Annotated in this window: 23 protein-coding genes; 8 read left to right on the top strand and 15 right to left on the bottom strand. The window is 62.3% G+C overall.

Annotated features, from left to right (window positions below; translation table 11 throughout):
• Window positions 1-18 precede the first annotated feature (18 nt).
• The 4 genes from glyS to GH983_RS03230 form a co-directional block, all read right to left on the bottom strand.
• On the bottom strand, window positions 19-2,172 hold the full coding sequence (gene glyS / locus GH983_RS03245) for a glycine--tRNA ligase subunit beta (RefSeq protein ID WP_153761599.1): 2,154 nt from the start codon (window positions 2,170-2,172) through the stop codon (window positions 19-21).
• A gap of 171 nt (window positions 2,173-2,343) precedes the next feature.
• Complete coding sequence (locus GH983_RS03240) at window positions 2,344-4,278, bottom strand: DUF2207 domain-containing protein (protein WP_153761598.1); 1,935 nt, start codon at window positions 4,276-4,278, stop codon at window positions 2,344-2,346.
• Window positions 4,275-5,540 carry a 3-phosphoshikimate 1-carboxyvinyltransferase gene (locus tag GH983_RS03235; RefSeq protein ID WP_153761597.1) on the bottom strand — a complete coding sequence of 422 codons (1,266 nt, stop codon included), beginning with the start codon at window positions 5,538-5,540 and terminating at the stop codon, window positions 4,275-4,277. The genes GH983_RS03240 and GH983_RS03235 overlap by 4 nt, the downstream gene beginning before the upstream one ends.
• A gap of 126 nt (window positions 5,541-5,666) precedes the next feature.
• Complete coding sequence (locus GH983_RS03230; protein ID WP_054148853.1) at window positions 5,667-6,218, bottom strand: LemA family protein; 552 nt, start codon at window positions 6,216-6,218, stop codon at window positions 5,667-5,669.
• Between the two features lie 202 nt (window positions 6,219-6,420).
• Here GH983_RS03230 and GH983_RS03225 point away from each other — a divergent pair, with 202 nt between their 5' ends.
• Together GH983_RS03225 and GH983_RS03220 are read left to right on the top strand one after the other, a co-directional pair.
• Window positions 6,421-8,433 carry a PAS-domain containing protein gene (locus GH983_RS03225; RefSeq protein ID WP_069042027.1) on the top strand — a complete coding sequence of 671 codons (2,013 nt, stop codon included), beginning with the start codon at window positions 6,421-6,423 and terminating at the stop codon, window positions 8,431-8,433.
• Window positions 8,434-8,459: 26 nt separating this feature from the next.
• Complete coding sequence (locus GH983_RS03220; protein ID WP_054148851.1) at window positions 8,460-8,861, top strand: response regulator; 402 nt, start codon at window positions 8,460-8,462, stop codon at window positions 8,859-8,861.
• Window positions 8,862-8,866: 5 nt separating this feature from the next.
• Here the strand turns inward: GH983_RS03220 and GH983_RS03215 are convergent, their stop codons facing one another.
• The 6 genes from GH983_RS03215 to GH983_RS03190 form a co-directional block, all read right to left on the bottom strand.
• Window positions 8,867-9,799, bottom strand: coding sequence for a glycine--tRNA ligase subunit alpha (locus tag GH983_RS03215; RefSeq protein WP_140829073.1), 933 nt, complete (start codon window positions 9,797-9,799; stop codon window positions 8,867-8,869).
• 125 nt (window positions 9,800-9,924) lie between these two features.
• Window positions 9,925-11,064 carry a sensor histidine kinase gene (locus GH983_RS03210; protein WP_153761596.1) on the bottom strand — a complete coding sequence of 380 codons (1,140 nt, stop codon included), beginning with the start codon at window positions 11,062-11,064 and terminating at the stop codon, window positions 9,925-9,927.
• Window positions 11,065-11,173: 109 nt separating this feature from the next.
• Window positions 11,174-11,368, bottom strand: coding sequence for a hypothetical protein (locus tag GH983_RS03205; RefSeq protein ID WP_054148848.1), 195 nt, complete (start codon window positions 11,366-11,368; stop codon window positions 11,174-11,176).
• Between the two features lie 36 nt (window positions 11,369-11,404).
• A complete protein-coding gene (locus GH983_RS03200; RefSeq protein ID WP_069042030.1) occupies window positions 11,405-12,268 on the bottom strand; it encodes a S49 family peptidase in 864 nt (287 codons plus the stop codon).
• A gap of 93 nt (window positions 12,269-12,361) precedes the next feature.
• The gene (locus tag GH983_RS03195; RefSeq protein ID WP_153761595.1) at window positions 12,362-13,168 is read right to left on the bottom strand and encodes a tRNA1(Val) (adenine(37)-N6)-methyltransferase; all 807 of its coding nucleotides are present in this window, start codon (window positions 13,166-13,168) and stop codon (window positions 12,362-12,364) included.
• Window positions 13,169-13,175: 7 nt separating this feature from the next.
• The gene (locus GH983_RS03190; RefSeq protein WP_054148845.1) at window positions 13,176-13,406 is read right to left on the bottom strand and encodes a DUF2007 domain-containing protein; all 231 of its coding nucleotides are present in this window, start codon (window positions 13,404-13,406) and stop codon (window positions 13,176-13,178) included.
• Between the two features lie 125 nt (window positions 13,407-13,531).
• Between GH983_RS03190 and GH983_RS03185 the strand changes: the two genes are divergently transcribed.
• From GH983_RS03185 to moaB, 4 genes are all read left to right on the top strand, one after another.
• Window positions 13,532-14,548, top strand: coding sequence for a polyprenyl synthetase family protein (locus tag GH983_RS03185; RefSeq protein ID WP_069042032.1), 1,017 nt, complete (start codon window positions 13,532-13,534; stop codon window positions 14,546-14,548).
• Window positions 14,549-14,668: 120 nt separating this feature from the next.
• Window positions 14,669-16,480, top strand: coding sequence for a tetratricopeptide repeat protein (locus GH983_RS03180; RefSeq protein ID WP_153761594.1), 1,812 nt, complete (start codon window positions 14,669-14,671; stop codon window positions 16,478-16,480).
• A 5-nt stretch (window positions 16,481-16,485) separates the two neighbouring features.
• Window positions 16,486-17,385, top strand: coding sequence for a 4-(cytidine 5'-diphospho)-2-C-methyl-D-erythritol kinase (locus GH983_RS03175; RefSeq protein ID WP_153761593.1), 900 nt, complete (start codon window positions 16,486-16,488; stop codon window positions 17,383-17,385).
• A complete protein-coding gene (gene moaB / locus GH983_RS03170) occupies window positions 17,382-17,930 on the top strand; it encodes a molybdenum cofactor biosynthesis protein B (RefSeq protein ID WP_153761592.1) in 549 nt (182 codons plus the stop codon). Before GH983_RS03175 ends, moaB begins: the two co-directional genes overlap by 4 nt.
• Here moaB and GH983_RS03165 read toward each other — a convergent pair whose 3' ends face one another.
• Window positions 17,931-18,452, bottom strand: coding sequence for a glycosyl transferase (locus GH983_RS03165; protein ID WP_153761591.1), 522 nt, complete (start codon window positions 18,450-18,452; stop codon window positions 17,931-17,933).
• Between the two features lie 131 nt (window positions 18,453-18,583).
• Between GH983_RS03165 and GH983_RS03160 the strand changes: the two genes are divergently transcribed.
• Complete coding sequence (locus GH983_RS03160; RefSeq protein WP_153761590.1) at window positions 18,584-19,741, top strand: PA0069 family radical SAM protein; 1,158 nt, start codon at window positions 18,584-18,586, stop codon at window positions 19,739-19,741.
• 141 nt (window positions 19,742-19,882) lie between these two features.
• The gene (locus tag GH983_RS03155; protein WP_153761589.1) at window positions 19,883-20,560 is read left to right on the top strand and encodes a ribonuclease HII; all 678 of its coding nucleotides are present in this window, start codon (window positions 19,883-19,885) and stop codon (window positions 20,558-20,560) included.
• 173 nt (window positions 20,561-20,733) lie between these two features.
• Here GH983_RS03155 and GH983_RS03150 read toward each other — a convergent pair whose 3' ends face one another.
• The 4 genes from GH983_RS03150 to GH983_RS03135 form a co-directional block, all read right to left on the bottom strand.
• Window positions 20,734-21,213 (bottom strand): F0F1 ATP synthase subunit B, encoded by a 480-nt coding sequence (locus tag GH983_RS03150; RefSeq protein WP_054148837.1) that lies wholly within the window; start codon window positions 21,211-21,213, stop codon window positions 20,734-20,736.
• 5 nt (window positions 21,214-21,218) lie between these two features.
• Complete coding sequence (locus tag GH983_RS03145; protein WP_054148836.1) at window positions 21,219-21,809, bottom strand: F0F1 ATP synthase subunit B; 591 nt, start codon at window positions 21,807-21,809, stop codon at window positions 21,219-21,221.
• Window positions 21,810-21,890: 81 nt separating this feature from the next.
• On the bottom strand, window positions 21,891-22,118 hold the full coding sequence (locus GH983_RS03140) for a F0F1 ATP synthase subunit C (protein ID WP_006726635.1): 228 nt from the start codon (window positions 22,116-22,118) through the stop codon (window positions 21,891-21,893).
• Window positions 22,119-22,190: 72 nt separating this feature from the next.
• Window positions 22,191-22,940: a F0F1 ATP synthase subunit A gene (locus tag GH983_RS03135; protein WP_153763538.1), complete on the bottom strand. Its 750-nt coding sequence runs from the start codon at window positions 22,938-22,940 to the stop codon at window positions 22,191-22,193.
• Between the last annotated feature and the right edge of the window lie 57 nt (window positions 22,941-22,997).

Here is a 22,997-nt window from a genome sequence, read left to right as displayed (position 1 = left end):
AAGCGGGGTCTCAAATCATCAGCCTGTGATCTTGGAGAAGTCCGCGACCGTGGCTGTCGCCTCGCGGATCGCCTTCAGGAGCGCCAGGCGGTTGGCGCGGATGGCGGCGTCCTCGTCATTGACCAGGACATCCTCGAAGAACTTGTCTACCGGGCCACGCAGGGTGGAGAGCGCCTGCATGGCGGAGCGGAAGTCTTCCGATGCCACGGCTTCGGCTGCCGATTTCGAGGCGGACTGGATGGCGGCAAAGAGGGACTTTTCCGCGTCGAGCTTCAACAGCGCTTCCGAGACGCCATCGGCGACGACGGTGCCCTTCTTCTCTTCGGCTGCCAGCAACTGGGTGGCGCGCTTGGTGCCGGCCAAGAGATTCAGGCCGTCTTCCGAGGTGATGAAGGCGGTAAGGGCTTCGGCCTTGCGAGCGACCATCAGGAGGTCGTCGGCATCGGGCGTCAGCACGGCATCGATGATGTCGTGGCGGGCGCCTTGGTCGCGCAGATAGACCTTGAGGCGGTCGTGGAAGAAGGAGAGGAGGTCGGCATCCTTGGCGACCGATGCGATCGGCAGCCGGATACCCTTCTCCAGGATCATGCGCACCACACCCAGCGCTGCACGGCGAAGCGCATAAGGATCCTTCGAACCGGTCGGCTTTTCGTCGATGGCCCAGAAGCCGACGAGCGTATCCAGCTTGTCGGCAAGCGCGACCGTCAGGCCGACCTTGTCTTCCGGCAGGCGGTCGGAAGGGCCATTCGGCTTCCAGTGATCTTCGATCGCGGCAGCGATAGAGGCGACTTCACCCTGCAGGAGCGCGTACTTGCGGCCCATCGCGCCCTGGAGTTCGGGGAATTCGCCGACGGCTTCGGTGCGCAAGTCGGCTTTCGCCAGCACCACGGCGCGGTCGACGAGGGCGGCATCGGCGCCCACGATCGGAGCCAGCACCTTCGCCAGTTCGCGGATACGCGCGACGCGCTCACCCTGCGTGCCGAGCTTGGCGTGGAAGGTGACGTTCAGCGCATCGAGCTTGGCCATGCGCTGGTCGAGCGGCTTCTTGAGATCCAGGTCGAACTTCGCGGCAGAGGCCTTCAGCGTATCGAGGTCCGGCAGGTCGCCCTGGTCGCGCTTCCAGAAATGCAGGGCATCCGACAGGCGGGCGCGCACGACCTTGCCATTGCCATGCATGATCTCGCGGCCGCCGTCGGTGGCCTGGATGTTAGAGATCAGGATGAAATGGTTGGAGAGCTTGTCCGTCTCACCCTGCGGGCGCACGACAAAACACTTCTGGTTGGTCTTGATCGTCAGGCGGATGATCTCGGCCGGGATCGAGAGGTAATCCTCTTCAAACGTGCCGAGCAGAACCTGCGGCCATTCGACGAGACCGGAGACTTCCTCCAGCAGGCCCTCGTCCTCGACCAGGTCGAGGCCATTGGCAAAGGCGATGTCGCGGGCGTCATGCAGGATCATGTCCTTGCGGCGCTCGGCATCGAGGATGACCTTGGCGCGTTCGAGGCTCGAGACGTAGTCGTCGAAGCGCTTGACGGTGATGGCGTCGGGCGCATGGAAGCGGTGGCCATAGGTGATGTTCGAGGCGACGATGCCATCGATCTCGAAGGGGATGACCTGCACTTCGTCATGCTCGGGGCCGAAGGTGCAGACGATCGACTGCAGCGGGCGCACCCAGCGCAGGCTTTCCATGCCCTTGCCCTCGATGCCGCCATAGCCGGATCCCTTGGGCATGGAGGCGAAACCGGAGCGCATCGATTTCGGCCAGGGGAAGGTTCTGATGATGCCGGGCATGACATCGGCGATGATTTCTTCCGCCGCACGACCGGGCTTTTCCATGTAGGCGACGTAGAAATCGCCCTTCTTCGGATCGGTCTTGATGATGGCCTGGTCGATCGAGGTGAGGCCAGCGCCGCGCAGGAAGCCGTCGATCGCTCCTTGAGGCGCCGAGACGCTTGGGCCCTTCTTCTCTTCCTTGATGTCGGCGGAACGGGCGGTTAGGCCACGGATATCCAGCGTCAGGCGCCGGGGCGTCCAGTATTCGCGTGCACCCTCATAGGTGAGACCCGCATCGACAAGCGCATCGGTGACCATCTTCTTCAGATCGCCAGCCGCCTTGCGCTGCATGCGGGCGGGGATTTCTTCGGAGCGGAGTTCGAGCAGGAGATCGGGCATCGGGTCTGACTTTTCGAGATGTTGCTTGAGGCTGCGGCGGACTTAGCAAGCCCTGCGACAAAAGTCATCCATGGATCGGCGCAAAATGGCGGGTGGATCAGGCGGCGGCCAGGGGATCACCCCCACCCGCGTGTTACGCGCGACCTCCCCCCACAAGGGGGAGGTGGATGGCTACCACCCTCCCCCGCCACCGCCGCCGCCGCCCCCGCCGGAGGAGCCGCCGGAGAAGCCTGACGAGGACGAGGAGCTGGAAGGCGGTGGCGTCGGGATGGTGGAGGCGATGGTCGAGGCCATGGACGACGAGAAGCCGCCGATGCGGTCACCGAACCCGCCGGGATTGCTGCCGTGGTACCAGCCGGGGCTGTAGGCGGCGGTCGCGGCGCCTGCGGCAGCGGTTGCGAGCCAGGTTTCGAAGGTCCGCGACCAGGGCTTTTCGACGCCGAGGGCCACCGCGTAAGGCAGGAGCTTTTCGAAATGGCTGGGCGACATCGTCGGCGCGCCGGCCATGTTCATCCGGTCCTTTTCGGCCAATGTCAGATAAATGCGCAGGCCCTCGATGCCGTCCATCAGCTTGCGGCCGAGCGGCGTCGGCGCGCCCATCAGGAAGAAGAAGAGCAGGTTGACCAGGAGGATGCCGCCGAAGGCGATGAGCACCGGGAATTGGTGGGTGGATTCGAGGTCCATCCACATGGAGATCAGCATCAAGCTCATGGTGGAGAGCGCAACAAAGCCGATCAGGGCCAGCGCCAGGACGGCGATGATCTTGCTGAAGAGAGAGCGGCCCCGCCTGAACGAGTTGACCAGCCCGATGGTGAAAGTACCGAAGAACACCGAGAAGAAGGTCGGCACGAAGATCAGCGCATAGACGTCCTCGTCGAGGTCTCCGAAAATGAAAAGTGCTGCGACCACGGCAATCGAGAGGCCGATGCCGAGCGAAGTGTAGCCGGGATTGCCATTGTAGTACTTGTTGCGGTGTTCCTTTTCGATCGCCTGGCGGAAGCGGTTGCCGACCGATTGCACCTTTTTGCCGTTGGCCTTGTCGATGACGAGCGTGTCGCCACTTGACGGAATTTCCGCAATCAGAGCGGCCTCACCGGACTGCAGCTTGCCGGTAATGGCCTTGCCCGTCCGACGGATTGTGATGCTGCTGTCGAGATCATCGAGCTCGACATAGCCAGCAACTGCGAGATTGAGTGCTGCGGCGGAAAGTGCTGTCCAGCCGGCACCTGAGAAGCCTTTGTTATCGATGTAATTAACGAGCGCAGGAGAGATGCCTTCCGGCGGATCCCAGCGGGGGACCGCGATACCTTTTGGCGGATCGCGGCCGACGGCGACCCAGGAGCGCAGGTAATAGAGGAAGATGACGGCCAGGCCGCCGAAGCCGATGATCGTGTTGAGATTGTCGCGGATGAACCACCAGGTGCTGTCTTCCGACGAGGGCGCTGCCACCACGCCCTTGTCGAAGGCGAGCACGATGGTCAGGCCTTCGTTCGGGCTCAGTGGCTGCGTGGTCTGGAATTCGAGACCGTTCGATCCCGGGATTTCACGGGCGTTCTGAGCGGTGGAACCCGATGGACCGGTGTAGACGGTGGTTCTTGTCGGAAGGGCGCCCTCTGGAAGCGTGACGGTCGCGCCCGCGCGATCGATCGGGAAGAGCCAGCCATAGCCTGTCACGTTCCAATAGAGCTCGTCGTGATCGTCGAAGTAACGGATCTGCCGGCCGGTCCGGTAGGTTATGGTGTAGGTGTATTCGCCTGGCTGGAGGAAGACGTCGGCTGAGCCGGTATAGATACGGATGCCGCCGGAGACGGTTTCGGTATGGTTGGCTTCCGGCCGACCGTCCCGTTCAACCGAAATCAGCTCGAAATCGACCTTCTGGCGAAAGCCCCGCGCATCCTGGGCATAAAGCGGGAAGTCGCGGAAAATTCCGCGCCTGATCTCGTTGCCCTCGGCATTGACGGTGATCGTTTCCGTCACCTCGATCGTAGCGTCGGGCAGGACCACGATATCGGCGTGGTAGTCGCGGATGACCTCTTCAGCCTGCGCGCCGCATGCCATCCAGATGAGGAGAAGGAAGGCGGAGCACAGGCGAAGCAGTGAGGTCATTTCGGATCGTTCCTGACGAGTTCGACGCCGAGTGAGGCGAGCGCATCCCAGTAGGCGGGATAGGTCTTGGCGACACAGCCGGGGTCGAGGATGGTGATGTCGCGGATCTTCAGGCCAGCCAGCGCAAAGCTCATGGCGATGCGGTGATCGGCGAAGGTATCGATGTCAGCCGGCAGCGACTGGCCTGCGAGCGACGGGTCCGAGAAGACCACGAGGTCGTCGCCCTCTTCCTTGGCCAGGCCCTCGCGGATGTTGTTGAGGCCAGTGGAGACGGCGCGGATGCGGTCGCATTCCTTGACCCGCAAGTTCTCGATGCCAACGAAGCGCACGGGCGTCTCGTTGAAGGCCGCAAGCACGGCAATCGTCGGGATCGCATCCTGCATCTGACTGCCATCGATCACGGCCGGCATGTTCGGGAACTGCGCGATCACGTCATAGGCCTTGGCGTCCGGCTGGGTGAAGGCATCCGATGGCGTGCCGATATCGATCTGGCCGTTGGTCAGGACTTCCGCGCCCCAGAGATAGGTGGCGGCAGAGGCATCCGGCTCGATGTGGAAATCGGTCGCGGTATAGCCGGTTGGCTGGATGACCCAGGAGGCCGATGTCGGCTGCTCCACCTTGGCACCGAAGGCGCGCATGGCCGACATCGTCAGGTCGATGTAGCCTCGGGCGCCGATATCGGCTCCGGCAAGCTCGATGGTGAACGGCTCCGAACCGCAGGCCGCCGCCATCTGGAGGGCCGAGACATACTGGCTCGAAAGGCCGGCATCGATGACCACGTGGTTCCTCTTGAAAGCGCCATTGGCGTCGATCGCGACCGGCGGGCAACCGGAGGGCGCGGCGATGGCAACGCCGAGCGATTGCAGCGCCTCGACCAGCGGCTTGATCGGCCGCTTGCGCATGTGCTCGTCGCCATCAACAACGTAGCGGCCCTTGCCCAACGCGAGGGCAGCGGTGAGGAATCGAGTGGCGGTGCCGGCATTGCCCAGGAAAAGTGGTTCCGCAGGCGACTTCAACTCGCCCGTGCTGGTGACGACGAAGGTGGTCGCATCCGGCTCCTCGACGGTGACGCCCATCTGACGCAGCGCTTCGGCCATGTAGCGGGTGTCGTCGCTCTTCAGCGCGCCGGTCAGGCGGCTCGTCCCCTTGGCGAGGCCTGCGAGCAGCAAAGCACGGTTGGTGATGGATTTCGAACCCGGAGGGCTCACCTTGCCGGTGAGGGCATGGGTGGGCGGAAGGATGGTCACACTGTCAGTCGTCATTGATCTCAGTCTCTATGCATGGTCTTCAGCAGGCCTGCAAAGAAGCATGCTTTGCCTGTTTAACCGGTCGCGGGTTCTGGTTGGAAAACCTTAGAACAGTTTTCCGGAACCCGCTGGAAGTGGACGTCAGAACTTGACCGTCGGTACCGCACGGTCGGCCTCGTTGGCAATCTCGAAATAGGGTTTCTTCGAGAAGCCGAACTGGCCGGCGACGAGGTTGTTGGGGAAGCTCTCGACCTTGACGTTCAGATCGCGGGCCGCGCCATTGTAATAGCGGCGCGACATCTGGATCTCGCCTTCAACGGTTTCGAGCGAACGCTGCAGCTCGAGGAAGTTCTCGTTGGCCTTCAGATCCGGATAGGCTTCGGCCAGCGCGATGATCCGGCCCAGCGCCGCCCCGAGCAGGCCTTCGGCCTGGGCGCGGCCAGCGACATCGCCCGCCGGCACGGCCTGGGCCTTGTTGCGCAATTCGACGACGTTCTCCAGCGTCTCCTTCTCATGGCCGGCATACCCCTTCACCGTCTCGATCAGATTGGGGATGAGATCTGCCCGGCGCTTCAACTGCACATCAATGCCCGACCAGGCTTCCTCCGCCATCTGCCGGGCCTTGACCAGACCGTTGTAGATGAAGACGAGGTAGGCGCCGATGGCGGCGATGATGGCCAGTGTCGTAAACATGAATGGCAGGCTCCCAGCTGATATGGCCGCACGTTAGCGGGTCAATATGGGAAAGTCATGATCGAAGTTCCGGCAAGCCCGAGGCGGCGAGCCGGAAAACGCCATGGAAGTTTGCTTCAAATTCGACACATACGGGAGCCGCTCTGTTAATCCGAGACCACTAATGTGAGCATTCGGTAGGTTTTTGCAGCGGAGCTGTCGCATGCAAGCTATGACCTGGAATACTCTGCCCTCGTGGGCCCTGCTCGCCAGCCGCGAAATTCTGAAGGCGGCGATCCCAGATCGACGGCTCAGCGATACGCTGAAGGAAATTCTTTCGATCATCACTGCGCTACCGCAACTCGATCTTTCGGAGATGGCGGCGATCTATGTGCGCGACGCGGGACAGGACCGGCAACGGCTGCTGCATCACAACACGGCGGACCAGTTGGACCTGCCGATCGACCTGCCGCCGGGCGTGTGCATGCCCGAATGTATCGCCGAGCGCGAAGACCTCCACCCCTACTGGATACCCATTAGCCTGCCCGGCAATCCGGATTTCGGCATCGGCGTCTTCTTCAGCCGGAGCGAAAGGCCCATCAATCTGGAAAGCCTGTCGGCACTCCGGCTGCTCGCCCAGGACATCGGGCCGATCATCCAGCAGCGCAATGGCTGCACGTCTTCCCTGCTCGACATGGTCGAGCTCTCGACCGACGAGATCTATATATTCGAGCCGCAGCGCTTCACGATCAGCCGGACGAATGCGACGGCGAGTGTCCGGACGGGTTATGCGCGCGAAGCCCTGACCGGCATGACACCTGCTTCGCTCAAGGTGGGCATCTCCGAACTCGATTATCGCGCCAAGCTCATGCCGCTCGTCGAAGGCACTGCCCAGAGCGTCACCTTCGACGCGATCCAGCGGCGGCGGAACGGGACTGTCTATCCGGTCAAGGTGCATGTCTGGCGGATCCGCGGCCCCTCCTCCGACCTCTTTGCCGAGGTTGCAATCGCAACTGCCGACCAGCGCAAGGCCTTTGGGCTGCTGGAACAGGTCTTCGATGCCATTCCCGGCGGGATCGGCGTCTTCGACAATCGCTCGCGGCTCTTGATGGCAAACCGGCGACTCTACGACCTGATGAACATTCCGCCGGAGATGTTTCCGCCTGGTTCCAAGTTCGAAGACATCCTCCGCTACAATGCCAACCGCGGAGAATGGGGCGATGGCGACCCAGAAGTCATGGTGCGCGAGCGGATTGAGCAGGCAGCCCTCGGCCTGCCCTACAGCTTTGAGCGCGAACGCAAAAGTGGCAAGGTACTGGCCGTGCGCTCGGAGCCGCTGTCGAATGGCGGCTATGTGTTGAGTTACTCCGACATCACGCTGCGCAAGCGGGCCGAAAAGGATCTCATCCGCCACCGCGACGCGCTCGAAAGAACGGTCCATCAGCGCACCGCCGAAATCGCCGCCCAGGCAGCAGCGCTGGAAGAGGCACTGCAGCAGGAGAAGAACATCAACGCGATGCAGCGGCAGTTCGTGGCGATGACCAGCCACGAATTCCGCACGCCGCTCGCGATCATCGACGGTGCTGCGCAGCGCATCCAGCGCAAGAAAGGCGAGATGGAGACGCGCTTTCTCGCGGACAAGACGCAGCAGATCCGATCGGCCGTTGCCCGCATGGTGGTGCTGATGGAGAGCTTCCTTTCTGCCGGGCGCATGGACACCGGCAAGATCGAGCTGACATTGGTCGACTGCTCTCTGCACAAGTTGATCGAGCAGGCCATCAAGCGGCAGAAGCTCTCATCCCAGCATCACCGGTTCGACGCCGAAATCGAGGCTTTGCCGCCCGTCATTCGATGCGATGCGCTGGGGATTTCCCAGGTGCTGACCAACCTGCTGTCCAACGCCGTCAAATATGCGCCGCGCGCGCCCGACATCACCATTCGCGGCTGGGAGGAAGACGGCTTTGTCTTTCTCTCAGTCAAGGACGAAGGCGTCGGCATCGACGCGGAGGATGTGCCGAAACTCTTCCAGCCCTATTTCCGCGCCCGCACCTCGACCGGCATTGCCGGCACGGGGATCGGCCTGTCGCTCGTCAAGCAGATCGTGACCCTGCATGACGGCGACATCTTTGTCGAAAGCGAACGCGGCAAGGGCACCTGTTTCACGCTTGTGTTGCCGGTACAGGGACCTGCAGCCAAAGACACTGCCGAACCGGCGCCGGAGGTCAGCGCCGCCTGAACCAAGGGTCAGAAAGGAAAACTGCCATGATCACCGTGCTTTGCGTCGAAGACGAAAGAGACGTCCGCGAACTGATCGCCGAGGAACTGGAGGATGCCGGAATTCGCGTGCTGCAGGCGGAAAACGGCAAGGAGGGGCTCGACAAGATCCTCACCCATCGCCCCGACATCGTGATTTCCGACATCACCATGCCGGAGATGGACGGGATCTCCATGCTCGGCGAATTGCAGATCAACCACCCGCAATTCTCCAACATGCCCTTTCTGTTCCTCACGGCACTGGCCGACCGGGAAAAGATGATCGAGGGCTTAGGCGCAGGTGCCGAGAGCTACCTTACCAAGCCCATCGACTTCGACGTGCTGATGGCGAAGATCCACGGCCTGGTCGTCCGGATCGAGAACCGCGTGGCGGCGGGGCTGGAGTTTTAGAAAGCTCAGGCAGCCCGGCCAAAATTCGCCCCACCGGCATCCGTCAGCAGGAACGCCTCGCCGCAGCTTTTCGCCAGCGCGCGAACGCGGCCAATGTAGGCCTGGCGTTCGGTGACCGAGATGACGCCGCGGGCGTCGAGCAGGTTGAAGATGTGGGAAGCCTTGATGCACTGGTCGTAGGCCGGGAAGACGCATTTGTGCAGACGCTGGTTTTCCGAGTCCGAGGGGGCGCCGGCCGCGAGCAGGGCCTGGCATTCCTTCTCGGCATCGATGAAATGGCGATGCAGCATTTCGGTGTTGGCGAATTCGAAGTTGTGGCGGGAATACTCCTGCTCGGCCTGCAGGAAAACGTCGCCGTAGGAGATCTTCTCTTCGCCTTCGCGGCCGTTGAAGTTCAGGTCGTAGACGTTGTCGACGCCCTGGACATACATGGCGAGGCGCTCGAGACCATAGGTGAGTTCACCTGCAACCGGCGAGCAGTCGATGCCGCAAACAGCCTGGAAGTAGGTGAACTGCGAGACTTCCATGCCATCGCACCAGCATTCCCAGCCGAGACCCCAGGCACCCAGCGTCGGGCTTTCCCAGTCGTCTTCGACAAAGCGAATGTCATGCAGCAGCGGATCAAGGCCGATCGCCTTCAGCGAGCCGAGATAGAGCTCCTGGAGGTTGGACGGGTTCGGCTTCAGGATGACCTGATACTGGTAATAGTGCTGCAACCGGTTCGGGTTTTCGCCGTAGCGTCCGTCCGAGGGGCGACGCGAGGGCTGGACGTAAGCGGCGCGCCAGGGCTTCGGTCCGAGCGCCCGCAGCGTGGTTGCCGGATGGAAGGTGCCGGCGCCGACTTCCATGTCGTAGGGCTGCAGCACCGCGCATCCCTTGTCCGCCCAGTAGGCGTGGAGCGTCAGGATCAGCGCCTGAAAGGAGCGCTTGGGGTCCATATGCGGGGCAAGGGGCGTGGTCATCGGGCTATCCATCGGGTTGGCTCAGGTTGCGGCCCGTCTGGTGCCATGAGCGGGCGGAAGGGTCAAGCGTCTCGGCTCTCGGCTTGGCAAGCCCGCATGGATCAGTTGTCGAGATCATCCGCATCGTGCAGCTTGCCGATCAGGGAAAAGGACACGCCCGTGGGCTCGAAGCGGATAGCGGCCTGCCCCTGGAAGAGATCGGAGACGACACGTTCAGTGAGCCGCGAGCCGAAACCGCGACGGGTCGGCTCCGTCACCGGCGGGCCGCCGCTTTCCTGCCAGTCGAAGGTGAAACGGTTGTCCTCGCCCTTGCTCCAGCGGACGCTGATGCGGCCTTCCGGTCGCGAAAGGGCGCCGTATTTTGTGGCGTTGGTGGCAAGCTCGTGGATCGCGAGCGATAGACCAAGAGCCTGCTGGGCGGAGAGATAGACCTCAGGCCCGACGATCGAGATCCGATCGTCGCCATCGATATGGGGCGCCACAGCCGTTCGCGTGATTGCGGTAATCTCGGCGGCGGTGACACTCATCCCGGTGAGCACGTCCTGCGCCTTGGCGAGCGTCTGGATGCGTCCGCCGATCGTCGCAGCCGCTTCCGGGATCGAGGTTGCGCCGCGCAGGCTCTGGCTGACGATCGACTGGACCATGGCGAGCGTATTCTTCATCCGGTGCGCAAGTTCGCGGTTCAACAGCTTGAGTTCGTCCTCATACTGTTCTCGCTCGTCGAGGTGCTTTTGCGCTTCGAGATAGGCCTCTTCAAGCGCCTGACGGTCTAAAACCGCGCTCGTGGTCTCGGTGACAACGTTCAAGAGGCCAGCAATCTTTCCTTGGTCGTCGTAGAGAGGACTGTAGGAGAAGGTCCAGAAGCTGTCCTGCATGATCCCGTTGCGCAAAATTCGCAAGGGAAGGTTCTCGATCCAAGTGCCCTCGCCCGCCTGCGCACGCAGCACGAAAGGCTCGATGCCGTCCCAGACATCGGCCCAATACTCCCGAAACGGCTGACCGAGCGCGCTTTTCTCCCGACCGGCGAGCATCGGCAGATAGGCTTCGTTGTAGAACTGGAGAAGATCGTCTCCCCACCAGAAACACGTCGGTTGGCGGGTGGCGAGAACCTGCCGAAGCGTCGTCACCAAGGCGGGCGGCCAGTATTCCGCCCCCCCAAGTGATGTGCTGCTCCAGTCGAATGCACTGATTTCGTCTGCCACCTGTCCCGGCATACCGAGAAAATGCATTGTCTGGCTCATGGGACTCCGGGACTGGGCGATACGCGAAGTGGGGCTCAAAACGCCCGGAACGCCGCTTGTTTCCTTAGGTATCGTCTCGACGTGCCGTACTCAAGCCACGGCATGCCGATTAGTCATCATCCTCGCGGCGAGGGCGATACTCCCCCGTTTCCGGATCCTGAATGAGCGTCCCGATCGCCTGGTTCTCGCGTTCTTTTTCCTCAGCACGCGATTTTGCCACCAGTTTCTCCGCATCCGCGACGAAGCGGCGATAGAGCAGCCAGGCGCCCCCCACCAGGATCGTCAGAAATATCAGCTGCGCCATGTCCCCTCGCCGTTAAGCCCTTCTTCGTCATTCCGGTCAAAGACCGTAGCGACCCCATAGTGCCTTTTCTTCGAGCGTCTCGGCAAGGCCGGCGACTGCCTGAACCGCGATCTGGTCAGGCGCAGCAAAAGCACCGATACCTGCCGCGCGGCGGCCGAAAAGGCCCTTATGGGCACCGATCAGTTCGAGGCGCGCATCCTTGCCGTAGCGGGTCTTGATTTCTTCACGCAGGCCGCCGAGGCGATCGACGAGGCCGAGTTCCAGGCCTTTGCGGCCCGTCCAGAACAAGCCGGAGAAGATTGCCGGATCGTCTGCAAGCACCGTGCTGCGGCGCGCCTTGACCATGTCGATGAAGATTTCGTGGATCTCAAGCTGCAGGGTCTTCAGGTATTCGATGTCGCTTTCCTTCTCCGGCTGGAAAGGATCGAGGATCACCTTGTTCTCACCCGCCGTGTAGACACGGCGTTCAACGCCGATCTTCTTCAGGAGTTCGGGGAAGCCGAAACCGCCAGAGACGACACCGATCGAGCCGACAATCGAGGTCGCATCGGCGATGATCTCGTCGCCGGCGATCGCGATCATGTAGCCGCCGGAGGCTGCGACATCCTCGACGAAGACGAGCACACGCTTGTTCTTTTCTTCGGCCAGCGCCCGGATGCGATCATAGATCATCCGCGACTGGACGGGGGAACCGCCCGGCGAGTTGATCGACAGGGCCACGGCGGGGCTATCCTTCATGCCGAATGCCTTTTCCAGCTGGCCGGCAACCGAGGAGAGGTTCAAGGCAGGGCGAAAGCGCGAGCCGCCGCTCATGATCGGTCCGTGCAGCCTGACGACCGGAATGACGACGCCCTTTTTCTGGAAGCGCTTGGGAACCAGCCGTTTCAGAAAGTCTGCCATGGTCGCGTTTCAACTCCTCAGGATCATCACTCTGAGCGGAGATGTAAGGAGCCGGAGAGCGAACACAATGGTTCTGCTAAAAAATCAGTGTTTTCAACGCAGGCGCCGATAGCCCACGCGGCCGTTGTTCAGGTCGTCAACCAAGGCGGCGAAGGCGTGACTGTCGGGCTTGTCGTGCATCAGGAGCGGCGCGCGCAGCTGTAGCTTCGCCCGTGACCCCTTGATTGCGGTAACCAGGATGCGGGTTGCGTTTTCGCCGGGTCTTGGGTGGATCGCCGTGATCTCCAGGCCGCCGAAGCGCCTGCCGCAAGCGGCGATGATCTCGGCGATCGACTGTGGTCTGGCAATCAGGGAGAGTTGACCGCCGGGCATCACGATCGCGCCTGCCGTGCGGATCCAGCTCTCGAACAGGTTCTCTGTCATCGCATGGGCTTCCGCCTTCAGGGCATCCGGCGTCTTGCGGTCGCCGGGATCGTTGAAGGGCGGGTTCATGATGACGTGGTGGAAGCTGTCGTCAGGGAGGCCCGCTGCGAAGCGCGCCTTGCCGGTCAAGGTGACATCGGCCTCGATAACCTCGGCGCGCTGCGCGAACTTAGCGTTTTCCGGCAGTGCGAGGCTCTTGCGGGCAAAGGCGGCCATATCGCTCGAGCGCTCGACAAGCACGACGGCAGCATCGGGAAGGCGGGTGGCAACGGCCAGACCGGCGGCTCCTGCTCCAGCACCGAGATCGGCAACCCGGATCGGGCGATCGTCCACAACGAGAGAGGCGAGCAGCATGGCATCCATGCCGGCGCGATGGCCGCGTCCAACCGGCTGCACGAGATGAAAGCGGCCACGATGAAAGGCGTCGACCGTTTCGGCCAAGGGCTTGTCGACGAGGGGCTCTAGTCTTGTGACCATCGCGCCCTCACGCTTCGCGGTCGCGCAGTTCTGCCCCAAGGCCGGCATCGGTCAGGATGCGGCGGGCCTGGTCGACACAGTCCGAATCGACCAACAGGCGGCGCTGCAGCATGCCGAGCGAACCCTCGAGGATGCTCATGGACTGGTCTGCGATCATCGAAGCGATCCCGGCGTCGCGCATCAGGCTTTCGGCAAAGGAGAGCAGGACGACGTCGTTGCTGCGAATGATCTCATGCATCGATTTCAGAACTCACTGTTAACAGCTAAACCGGCTTTCAGGCCCAGACCGAGGCAATTCGCCCCTTGCCGTGGCCTTCCGGGCTTTTTATGGTCGGCGACCAAACTGAACAGGAGTCCGGTGCGTTGGGCGTAGTCATACCGCTTGAGGAAAGCAAAAACAAACAGGCATCCGTCAAGCCTCTGGTGGACCTGACCAAAAGCGGCATGGAGCGCGTCAATCAGCTGATCCTGTCGAAGGCAGGCTCTGACGTTCAGATGATCCCGGAGGTGGCAAACCACCTGATCTCATCGGGCGGCAAGCGACTACGCCCGATGCTCACGCTCGCGACAGCCGCCATGTTCGGCTACGAGGGCGACCATCACATCAAGCTCGCGACCTCCGTTGAGTTCATGCACACGGCAACGCTGCTGCATGACGACGTGGTGGACGAGAGCGATCTTCGCCGTGGCAAAAACACAGCCCGCACCATCTGGGGCAACCAGGCAAGCGTCCTGGTCGGCGACTTCCTGCTCGGTCAGGCGTTTCGCATGATGGTCGAAGTCGGCTCGCTCGAGGCGCTCGACGTGCTCTCGACCGCGGCCTGCGTGATCGCCGAGGGTGAGGTGCTGCAGCTCTCCGTCGCCAAAAACATGGAGACGACGGAAGACGATTATCTCGCTGTCATCCGCGCCAAGACGGCAGCGCTGTTTGCGGCTGCCGCCGAAGTCGGCCCGATTGTCGCCGGCACTGACAAGGCGACCCGCAGCGCCATGAAATCCTATGGCATGAATCTCGGCCTTGCCTTCCAGCTGGTCGACGACGTGCTCGACTACGGCGGCAAGGCTGCCGAGACCGGCAAGAATGTCGGAGATGATTTCCGCGAGGGCAAGATTACCCTGCCGGTCATCCTCTCCTATCGCCGTGGCACGGCTGCCGAGCGGGAATTCTGGAAGGAATCGATCGAAGGCGGGCTGAACGATGATGTGCGGCTCGAAAGGGCGCTCGGCCTGATCGGCAAGTATGGCGCGCTCACCGACACGATCCAGCGAGCACAGCATTACGGCACCATCGCACGCGATGCACTGGCGCCGCTGCCCGAGACGCCGTGGAAGAGCGCCCTCAACGACGTGATCGACTTCTGCATCTCCCGCGTGAATTGACGCAGATCCCGTGATTGCCTTGCGGGGCTGCTTCAAAAAAGCCATTCTATTCGTGAATCATCGCCAATTGCCCGCGCGCGGGCGACCTGCGCTTGCTCTCGGTTCTTGAAAGGCTCGTCCATGCGGCAAAGCTTTGCCCTTCGCACTCTCGCCGGCACCGCGCTCGCGCTGCTGCTCAGCGTCTCGCAGGCGCCGCTGGCGCTTGCTGCTGCCACTGCCCAGTCCACAGAGGCCGAGAGCTTCGATATCGGTAGCGTCGAATCCTTTGCGGGCGCCTTCCTGGCAGCCCGGACTGCGGAAACGGATCGCGATTATCCGAGCGCGGTGAAGTTCTACAAGAAGGCCCTGGAATTCACGCCGAACGAGCTGGAGCTTCAGCAGCGTCTGATGATCGCGCTCATCATGAACGGTGAGTTCGACGAGGGCGCGGATCTCGCCAAGGTTCTGGAAAACGATCCGGCCGTGGAGCGCGTCACCTCCGTGGCCCTCGGCTTTCGAGCCATGCGAGACGGCGACTATGCGCAAGCCCTCAAGCATTTCAAATATCAGGGGCCGAACGATCTCGACCGGCTGATGAACCAGCTGCTGATCGCCTGGACCAAGGTCGGCGAGGGCAAGGGCGAGGAAGCCCTGAAGCTCGTGCAGGATCTCGATGGTCCGAGCTGGTACGGCATTTTCCGCAACTACAATGCCGGCGTGATGGCCGCCATGATCGGCGACGTCGATGCCGCGCGCAGCGCGCTGACCGACACGGTCACCGATCGCAATGGCGGTGCGACGGCGCCCGATACCTTTGCCCGTTCGGTGATCGCGCTTGCGACACTTGAGGCGCAGGCCGGCAACAAGCAGAAGGCACTCGATGCTCTCGCGGCCGGCGACGAACTGATCACCAACTTCGCCCCCTTCAAGGCGCTCCGCACCGAGATCGAATCCGGCAGCCAGCCGAAACCGGTTGTCACAACGGCGGCGCAGGGGGCGGCCGGTGTTCTCTTCTCGATCGGAGGCGCGCTGAACCGTGAAGGCGCCGAAGACACTGTCATGCTGTATCTCCAGCTTTCCCATGCGCTGGACAAGGATGCCGCCGACACGCTGATCCTGCTCGGTGGGATCGCCGAGAATGCAAAGCAGCCGGAAAAGGCGATCGCGTTTTACCGGCAGGTACCCGAGACCTCGCCGATGCGGCGCATTTCCGAGCTCCAGCTCGGCCTGACGCTCGCCGAAACCGGAAAAGTTCAGGAAGCGCGCGAACATCTGCTCGCCCTCATCGCCTCCGATCCGCAAGATATCAGAAGCTACCTCGCCTATGGCAGCGTGCTGTCCGATGCCAAGGATTATGCGGCCATGGCGGAGAATTACGACAAGGCGATCGAGATCATCGGTCCGAACCCGGCGCGGAACCACTGGTCGGTGTTCTTCCAGCGTGGCATCGCCTATGAGCGGCTGAAGAAGTGGGACACGGCGGAGCCAAACTTCCACAAGGCGCTGGAGCTCAACCCCGATCAGCCGCAGGTGCTGAATTATCTCGGCTATTCCTGGGTCGACATGAACCGCAATCTCCAGGAAGGTCTGGAGATGATCAAGAAGGCGGTCGAGCTTCGGCCGGACGACGGCTACATCGTCGATTCGCTCGGCTGGGCCTATTATCGCCTTGGTCGCTTCGAAGAGGCGGTGGTGGAACTGGAACGCGCCGTCGAGCTGCGTGCCGGTGACCCGACGATCAACGACCATCTGGGCGATGCCTACTGGCGCGTCGGGCGCAAGCTGGAAGCCAAGTATCAGTGGAAGCGCGCACTCGCCTCCGAACCGGAAGAGGTCGAAGTTCCGAAGATCCAGGCAAAAATCGACAAGGGCCTTCCGGCGATCGAGTCTGATGCCGCCAAGGTCGAGACCAAACCGGTCGAAGAGCCCAAGAAAGACGACAAGAAGACCTGAGCCGAATGAAAGACATTGCAGAGCGCCGGCCGGAGCGGATCGTCGAGACGGCTCCGGCCAAGATCAACCTTGCTTTGCACGTCACAGGTCGGCGGGACGACGGCTATCATCTTCTCGACAGTCTCGTGACCTTTGCCGAGGACGGCGACGAACTCACCTTCGAGACGGCAGACACAGACAGTTTCCGTATCGTCGGGCGCTTTGGGGCTGCGCTTTCAGGCGATGACAATCTGGTTCTGAATGCGCGCGATCTGCTTCGGGCCGCCCTCGATGAATGCGGCCAGCCACATGGCGCTGTTTCCATTCTTCTCGACAAGAGCCTGCCGATCGCGTCGGGGATCGGCGGTGGTTCGGCGGATGCCGCAGCGACATTGCGCGGTCTCCTCAGGCTCTGGAAGGCGGAGCTGCCGGCGGAGACGTTGCAGCAGATCGCAGTGCAGCTCGGCGCCGATGTGCCGATGTGCCTTGCCTCGACGCCGCTGCGCGCGCGCGGGATAGGCGAGGCAATCGAGACAGTTGCCATGCCCTCCGTACCGCTGGTGCTGGTCAATCCGCTGAAGCCCGTTTCCACGCCGGAGATCTTTCGCAGCCTTCAGCGCCGCGACAATGATCCGATCGGCGAGATGGACCAATCTTCCAGTCTCTCTGCGTGGATGCAGTCGCTCTCCGCCCTGCGCAACGACCTGCAGCCGCCGGCGGAAGCGCTGGTGCCCGAGATTGCCGAGGCCTGCGATCTGCTGCGGCAGAGCCTGGCAGGTTTTGTGCGCATGTCTGGCTCTGGCGCCACCTGTTTCGGGCTCTACGAGACCGAGGCTGCGGCGATGAAGGCGGCCTTGGCGCTTTCGGCCTATCGGCCGAACTGGTATGTGCTCCTCACACGTACCGTTCAGGGAGAGGGCCGATGAGCCGCATCGACGAAAGCCGCCCCTTCATTCCCGTTGGCATTGCGGTGCTCACCGTTTCCGACACCCGCAGCCTTTCCGACGACAAATCCGGGGACACGCTGGTCGCGCGCCTCGAAGAGGCTGGTCACCGGCTTGTTGCCCGGGCGATCGTCAAGGACGACAAGACGGCGATCCGGGACCAGGTCGAGACCTGGACGAAGACGCCCGAGATCGATGTCGTCATCACCACCGGTGGCACGGGCTTTACCGGGCGGGATGTCACGCCCGAGGCCTTGGAGCCGCTGTTCGAAAAGCGCATGGACGGCTTTTCCGAAGTCTTCCACCGCATTTCCTATGACAAGATCGGCACTTCGACGATCCAGTCCCGCGCGACGGGTGGCGTCGCCAACGCCACCTTCATCTTCGTGCTGCCGGGCTCACCCGGCGCCTGCAAGGATGCGTGGGACGGGATCATCAAGCTGCAACTCGACTATCGGCACATGCCCTGCAATTTCGTGGAAATCATGCCGAGGCTCGATGAGCACCTGCGGCGCAGCCAAGGCTGACTAGCGGCGCGCCTCGCGGGCGACCCAGGACGGAATGATCTCGGAGGCGAGACGGCGCGGCTTGTGCCCGCGCGCCAGCTGAAGCAGTTCCCTGCCCTCGCCAGCCAGCCCCTGTGCCTGACGTTTCGGGATCAGCAGACCATTCTCGAGCAGCGGCGTCGAGCGGGTCAGCCGGCGATAGAAGGGCTGCCGGTAAAGCCGCGATTCGGAGAAACGGGCGGGCGCCTTGTTGAGCGCGACATATTCCGCGACCTCGTCCACCCAGCCCTGGCCGAGCCGCGCACCGGGTTCGATGAGCAGCAGCCATTCGCCGCGCGCCGTCGCCAGCACATGCTTCATGTCCCATTGCTGATAAAAGCGGCATCCGGCAGCATCGGCAACCAAGGACGAACCATCGGTCGAGCCGTGGTCAAGCACGATGACATCGCTGACCAGACCCTCGACAGCGCCGGCCACCAGCACGGACAAGGTCTGTGCGAGCTCGGGTTCCTGGTCGTGGCATTCCATGATCACTGTCAGCATTGCCTATATCTATCGCATTGCACAAAGTTTTGCCACAGACAGTTTTCTGAACTTTGTTCTTGCATTGTTCTCTTTTTGGCTCTAGGAATAAAGTCATTGAGCGAGGCTTGAACGCCCGCGAGGAGCCAAACATGACCGAGCTGTCTCTTGTGAGCCAGGCTGCCTTTCAGCCCGGCAATACGGCAGATATTGCCGATGCGCTGATGAACGCGTCCGGCATGCGGATCGAGATCGATCGGCGGCGCGGACGTGCGGCCGGGATCAATCCGGCCGGCCGGTTCGAGAGCCAGGAGCGCGTCGCCTTCGATGACGGCTGGCATACGCTCGAGGACATGCCGCCCTTCAGGACCGAAGTTCAGGTCGAGAAGCCGCGCACGGTCATCACCCGCAACGATTCACCCGACATTCCCTTCGACCGTTCGATCAACCCCTATCGCGGCTGCGAGCATGGCTGCATCTACTGCTTCGCCCGGCCGACCCACAGCTATATGGGCCTGTCGGCAGGCCTCGACTTCGAGGCGAAGCTGTTTGCCAAGCCGGATGCGCCGCGCCTGCTGGAACGGGAACTGTCGAAGCCGGGCTACAAGGTGAAACCGATCGCGATCGGCACCAATACCGATCCATATCAGCCGATCGAACGGGAATGGCGCATCATGCGACAGATCCTGGAAGTCCTGGACAAGGCGAACCATCCGGTTGTGATCGTGACGAAGTCCGCGCTCATCCTGCGCGATATCGACATCCTGACGTCGATGGCAGAGCGCGGGCTGGTGAAAGTCGGCATCTCGGTGACGACGCTGGATCGCAAGCTGGCACGGACGATGGAGCCCCGTGCCTCGACACCGGCCAAACGGCTGGAGGCGATCAAGACGCTTTCAGAGGCCGGCATTCCTGTGGCCGTTATGATGGCGCCAGTCATTCCCGCTCTCAACGATCACGAGATCGAACGCATTCTCGACAGTGGCAGGGCCGCAGGGGCGACAGAGGCAAGTTATGTGCTTTTGCGCCTGCCGCTCGAAGTGAGCCCGCTGTTTCGCGATTGGCTGCTGCAGAACTATCCGGACCGCTATCGTCACGTGATGTCACTGGTTCGCTCGATGCGCGACGGCAAGGATTATGATGCCGAATTCGGCAAGCGGATGAAAGGGGCCGGTCCCTATGCCTGGCAGATCAGCCGTCGCTTCGAGATGGCGACCAAGCGGCTCGGCCTGATGCGCCGCAGCCTGCATCTCAGGGAAGACCTGTTCATCTCGCCCGATAGCGACGGAGTGCAGCTGTCGCTGCTCTGACTTGGGTTTGTTTTCGTATTCCGGTGCTGTTGTCCGCCGCCTCGCACCGGATTTAGTCCCTGGTAAGCCGCCCCTTTCGCCATGATCGCGATTGGGACCGGGGACTTGCAGGAGGTCGGGTGCGCGTGCGATTTCTGCCGCATGAAACGACGCACGCCACCCGATTCTCCTGGCCTCTTTCCAGACTTGCCCCTCGTCCCGGATTTCTCACTTGAGAGCCGCGCCAAGCGCCAGGGCCTTTGGCCGGTGGCCGGGACCGACGAAGCAGGACGCGGGCCTCTGGCAGGCCCGGTGGTCGCCGCAGCCGTGATCCTCGATCCGAAGCGGATCCCCGACGGGCTGAACGACTCCAAGAAGCTTTCCGCCGCCCAGCGTGAGGTCCTCTATGAGCATATCCTGGCCGAAGCGACCGTTTCGATTGCGTCCTCCTCGCCCAAGCGCATCGATCTCATCGACATCCGCAAGGCGAGCCTCGATGCCATGCGCCGGGCCGTGGCCGGCCTCGATCAGGAGGCCCGGCATGTGCTCGCCGATGGTCGCGATGTGCCGCTCGGCCTTTTGTGCTCGGGTGAAGCGGTGGTCAAGGGCGATGCGCGTTCCGTCTCGATCGCTGCCGCCTCGATCGTCGCCAAAGTGATGCGGGACCGGATGATGGTGAGAGCTGGCCTCGTCTATCCTGATTACGGCTTTGAGGTCCATGCGGGCTACGGCACGGACCGCCACCGCAGCGCGATCGTGACCCACGGGCCCTGCCCGTTGCACCGGATGAGTTTCCGACCGCTGAAGATCACCGCCACGCCAGCGGACGCAGACCCCTAGCCCTCAAATCTGCGCGTACCTGCAACCGCAACCGGGCGTACACGCCACCGAGCACTGACGACCATGCGTCGCGCTTCATCCATCTCGACAGGCTACACATCGAAAAAGAAAACGCCCCGACCGGAGACCGGTCGGGGCGTCACAATCAGCAACTTGTCAGCGGTCGGCCGAACTCAGTTCAGGCGCGACTTCACTTCACCGACGGAGGCCTTGAACAACGACTGCTGCACGGCTTCGTCGGACTTCTTGGCCAGGACCTTCTCGGCAGCTGCGATCGCAAGGTCGACGGCTGCAGCGCGAACGGCGTTCACGGCTTCGGTCTCGGCCTGCTTGATCTTCTGCTCGGAGAGTGCGTTGCGGCGTGCAACAAACTCTTCGGTCTTCTGCTTGGCTTCCGCGGTCAGGGCAGCGGCCTCGCGCTCGGCGGCGGCCACGATGGCTGCAGCCTCGGCTTCGGCTTCCTTGCGCTTGCGCTGGTATTCGGCCAGCAGGTGCTGAGCCTCTTCGCGCAGGCGCTTGGCTTCGGCCAGCTCGTCGCGGATCTTGTCGGCGCGCTCATCCAGAGCCTTCGCCATCATGCCCGGTACCTTCAGGTAGGCGAGCAGGAGGAAGAAGAGGACGAGGGCAACGAGCGCGAAAAATGAAGAGTCCATGATGCTTAGGCCCCCTGCTTTGCGACGCCGGAGACGGCGGCCTTGATGTCGGCCGCGGTCGACTTGGCGCCGATCAGTTCTTCAACGATTGCGCCGACTGTGTCGATCGCGATCGTGTCGACTTCAGCGAAAGCGCGAGCCTTGATGTCGGCGATGCGGCTTTCGGCAGCGGCGATCTTGGCGGACAGTTCCGTCTCGATCGCAGCACGCTCCGCATCGGCCTTGGCCTTGGATGCATCACGAGCGGCAGAAGCGATCTGGCCGGCTTTCGCCTTGGCCGCAGTCAATTCGCGCTCGTAGGTTTCGATGGCAGCATCGGCTTCGGACTTCAGACGAGAAGCCTCGTCGAGATCCTGGGCGATGCGGTCGTGGCGGTTCTCAAGAATGCCGCCGACGCGCGGGACGATGACCTTCTGCATGAGCATGTAGAACACGCCGAACGTGATCACCAGCCACAGAAGCTGCGACGGATAGGTCGAAAAATCGAACGGCGGGAACACGCCGCCGCCATGAGCCTCGTCGTGGGCCACGCCGGTCTCTGTGTGAAGCTGGCCTTCTGCCGGGGTTTCCTGGGCAAAGGCGGGGGTCACAAACATGCTCACCTCCAGGTGTATGCTCAAATGCGCGAGATCACGGCTGCCTTGTCGGCGCGCCGTGATCTCAAACTCCAGCCGTTATCAGACGGCGAACAGGAGAAGGAGAGCGATGAGCAGCGAGAAGATGCCCAGAGCTTCCGTAACGGCGAAGCCGAATACCAGACGGCCGAACTGGCTGTCAGCAGCAGACGGGTTGCGCAGTGCGCCGGTCAGGTAGTCACCGAAGATACGGCCGAGAGCGAGGGACGTACCAGCCATGCCGAGGCATGCGAGACCCGCGCCGATGTACTTTGCTGCTTCCGCTTCCATATGGATACTCCTTCGAATGGGTTGTTGCGGCTGTTTTTGACACCCGGGAAACCGGGGCCAGCGACTTTATTCTCAGTGACCACCATGCACAGCGTCGTTCAGGTACATGCAAGTCAGTACCGCGAAGACGTAAGCCTGCAGGAAGGCAACGAGAAACTCGAGAGCGGTCATGGCGACCGTCATGATGAGGGGCAGGATGGAGCCTGCGACGCCGACGGCACCGGCAGCGCTCATCGATACGACGAAGCCCGCGAAGACCTTCAGCGTGATGTGACCGGCCAGCATGTTGGCGAAGAGACGAACCGAAAGGCTGATCGGGCGCGACAGGAAGGACACGACCTCAATCGTCGACACGAGCGGCAAAAGTGCGCCCGGAACGCCGGATGGCGCAAAGATCGAGAGGAAGTGCAGACCGTGCTTGTAGAAGCCGTAGATCAGGACCGTCAGGATGACGAACAGCGCCAGGGCAAAAGTGACGATGACCTGGCTGGTGATCGTGAAGAAGTAGGGGAACATGCCGAGCAGGTTCGCCGTCAGGACGAACATGAACAGCGAGAAGACCATCGGGAAGAAGTGCATGCCCTTGGAGCCCGCGCCTTCGCGCAGCATGGAGGCAATGAACTCGTAGGCCATTTCGGCGACCGACTGCATGCGCGTCGGGATGAGACCGCGATTGGCGGTCGAGAAGTAGAGGAAACCCGAGGCGGCAGCCACGGTTGCCACCATGAACAGGGAGGCGTTGGTGAACGAAAAATCAATCCCGCCGATTTCGATCGGTACAATCGGCTTCACAAGGAACTGGGAAGTGGGATCGTTTGCCACGTTCTGCTCTTTCGCTTTCGCCGCCGAAGCGGTCATTCTCGTTTCCGGGCCGGCGCG

Origin of the sequence: Agrobacterium sp. MA01 (genome assembly GCF_009650195.1) — a bacterium.
In the GTDB taxonomy this organism is placed as follows: domain Bacteria; phylum Pseudomonadota; class Alphaproteobacteria; order Rhizobiales; family Rhizobiaceae; genus Allorhizobium.
This window is presented reverse-complemented; position numbering and strand designations above follow the sequence as displayed.

What these genes read in the sequence shown, in the direction of transcription:
- GH983_RS03200 (WP_069042030.1), bottom strand. Translation starts at nt 12,268, where the DNA reads ATGGCAGACTTTCTGAAACGGCTGGTTCCCAAGCGCTTCCAGAAAAAG.
- GH983_RS03145 (WP_054148836.1), bottom strand. Translation starts at nt 21,809, where the DNA reads ATGTTTGTGACCCCCGCCTTTGCCCAGGAAACCCCGGCAGAAGGCCAG.
- GH983_RS03225 (WP_069042027.1), top strand. Translation starts at nt 6,421, where the DNA reads ATGCAAGCTATGACCTGGAATACTCTGCCCTCGTGGGCCCTGCTCGCC.
- GH983_RS03140 (WP_006726635.1), bottom strand. Translation starts at nt 22,118, where the DNA reads ATGGAAGCGGAAGCAGCAAAGTACATCGGCGCGGGTCTCGCATGCCTC.
- GH983_RS03220 (WP_054148851.1), top strand. Translation starts at nt 8,460, where the DNA reads ATGATCACCGTGCTTTGCGTCGAAGACGAAAGAGACGTCCGCGAACTG.
- moaB (WP_153761592.1), top strand. Translation starts at nt 17,382, where the DNA reads ATGAGCCGCATCGACGAAAGCCGCCCCTTCATTCCCGTTGGCATTGCG.
- GH983_RS03175 (WP_153761593.1), top strand. Translation starts at nt 16,486, where the DNA reads ATGAAAGACATTGCAGAGCGCCGGCCGGAGCGGATCGTCGAGACGGCT.
- GH983_RS03150 (WP_054148837.1), bottom strand. Translation starts at nt 21,213, where the DNA reads ATGGACTCTTCATTTTTCGCGCTCGTTGCCCTCGTCCTCTTCTTCCTC.
- GH983_RS03195 (WP_153761595.1), bottom strand. Translation starts at nt 13,168, where the DNA reads ATGGTCACAAGACTAGAGCCCCTCGTCGACAAGCCCTTGGCCGAAACG.
- GH983_RS03215 (WP_140829073.1), bottom strand. Translation starts at nt 9,799, where the DNA reads ATGGACCCCAAGCGCTCCTTTCAGGCGCTGATCCTGACGCTCCACGCC.
- GH983_RS03235 (WP_153761597.1), bottom strand. Translation starts at nt 5,540, where the DNA reads ATGACGACTGACAGTGTGACCATCCTTCCGCCCACCCATGCCCTCACC.
- GH983_RS03160 (WP_153761590.1), top strand. Translation starts at nt 18,584, where the DNA reads ATGACCGAGCTGTCTCTTGTGAGCCAGGCTGCCTTTCAGCCCGGCAAT.
- GH983_RS03180 (WP_153761594.1), top strand. Translation starts at nt 14,669, where the DNA reads ATGCGGCAAAGCTTTGCCCTTCGCACTCTCGCCGGCACCGCGCTCGCG.
- GH983_RS03165 (WP_153761591.1), bottom strand. Translation starts at nt 18,452, where the DNA reads ATGCTGACAGTGATCATGGAATGCCACGACCAGGAACCCGAGCTCGCA.
- GH983_RS03230 (WP_054148853.1), bottom strand. Translation starts at nt 6,218, where the DNA reads ATGTTTACGACACTGGCCATCATCGCCGCCATCGGCGCCTACCTCGTC.
- glyS (WP_153761599.1), bottom strand. Translation starts at nt 2,172, where the DNA reads ATGCCCGATCTCCTGCTCGAACTCCGCTCCGAAGAAATCCCCGCCCGC.
- GH983_RS03240 (WP_153761598.1), bottom strand. Translation starts at nt 4,278, where the DNA reads ATGACCTCACTGCTTCGCCTGTGCTCCGCCTTCCTTCTCCTCATCTGG.
- GH983_RS03190 (WP_054148845.1), bottom strand. Translation starts at nt 13,406, where the DNA reads ATGCATGAGATCATTCGCAGCAACGACGTCGTCCTGCTCTCCTTTGCC.
- GH983_RS03155 (WP_153761589.1), top strand. Translation starts at nt 19,883, where the DNA reads ATGAAACGACGCACGCCACCCGATTCTCCTGGCCTCTTTCCAGACTTG.
- GH983_RS03210 (WP_153761596.1), bottom strand. Translation starts at nt 11,064, where the DNA reads ATGAGCCAGACAATGCATTTTCTCGGTATGCCGGGACAGGTGGCAGAC.
- GH983_RS03205 (WP_054148848.1), bottom strand. Translation starts at nt 11,368, where the DNA reads ATGGCGCAGCTGATATTTCTGACGATCCTGGTGGGGGGCGCCTGGCTG.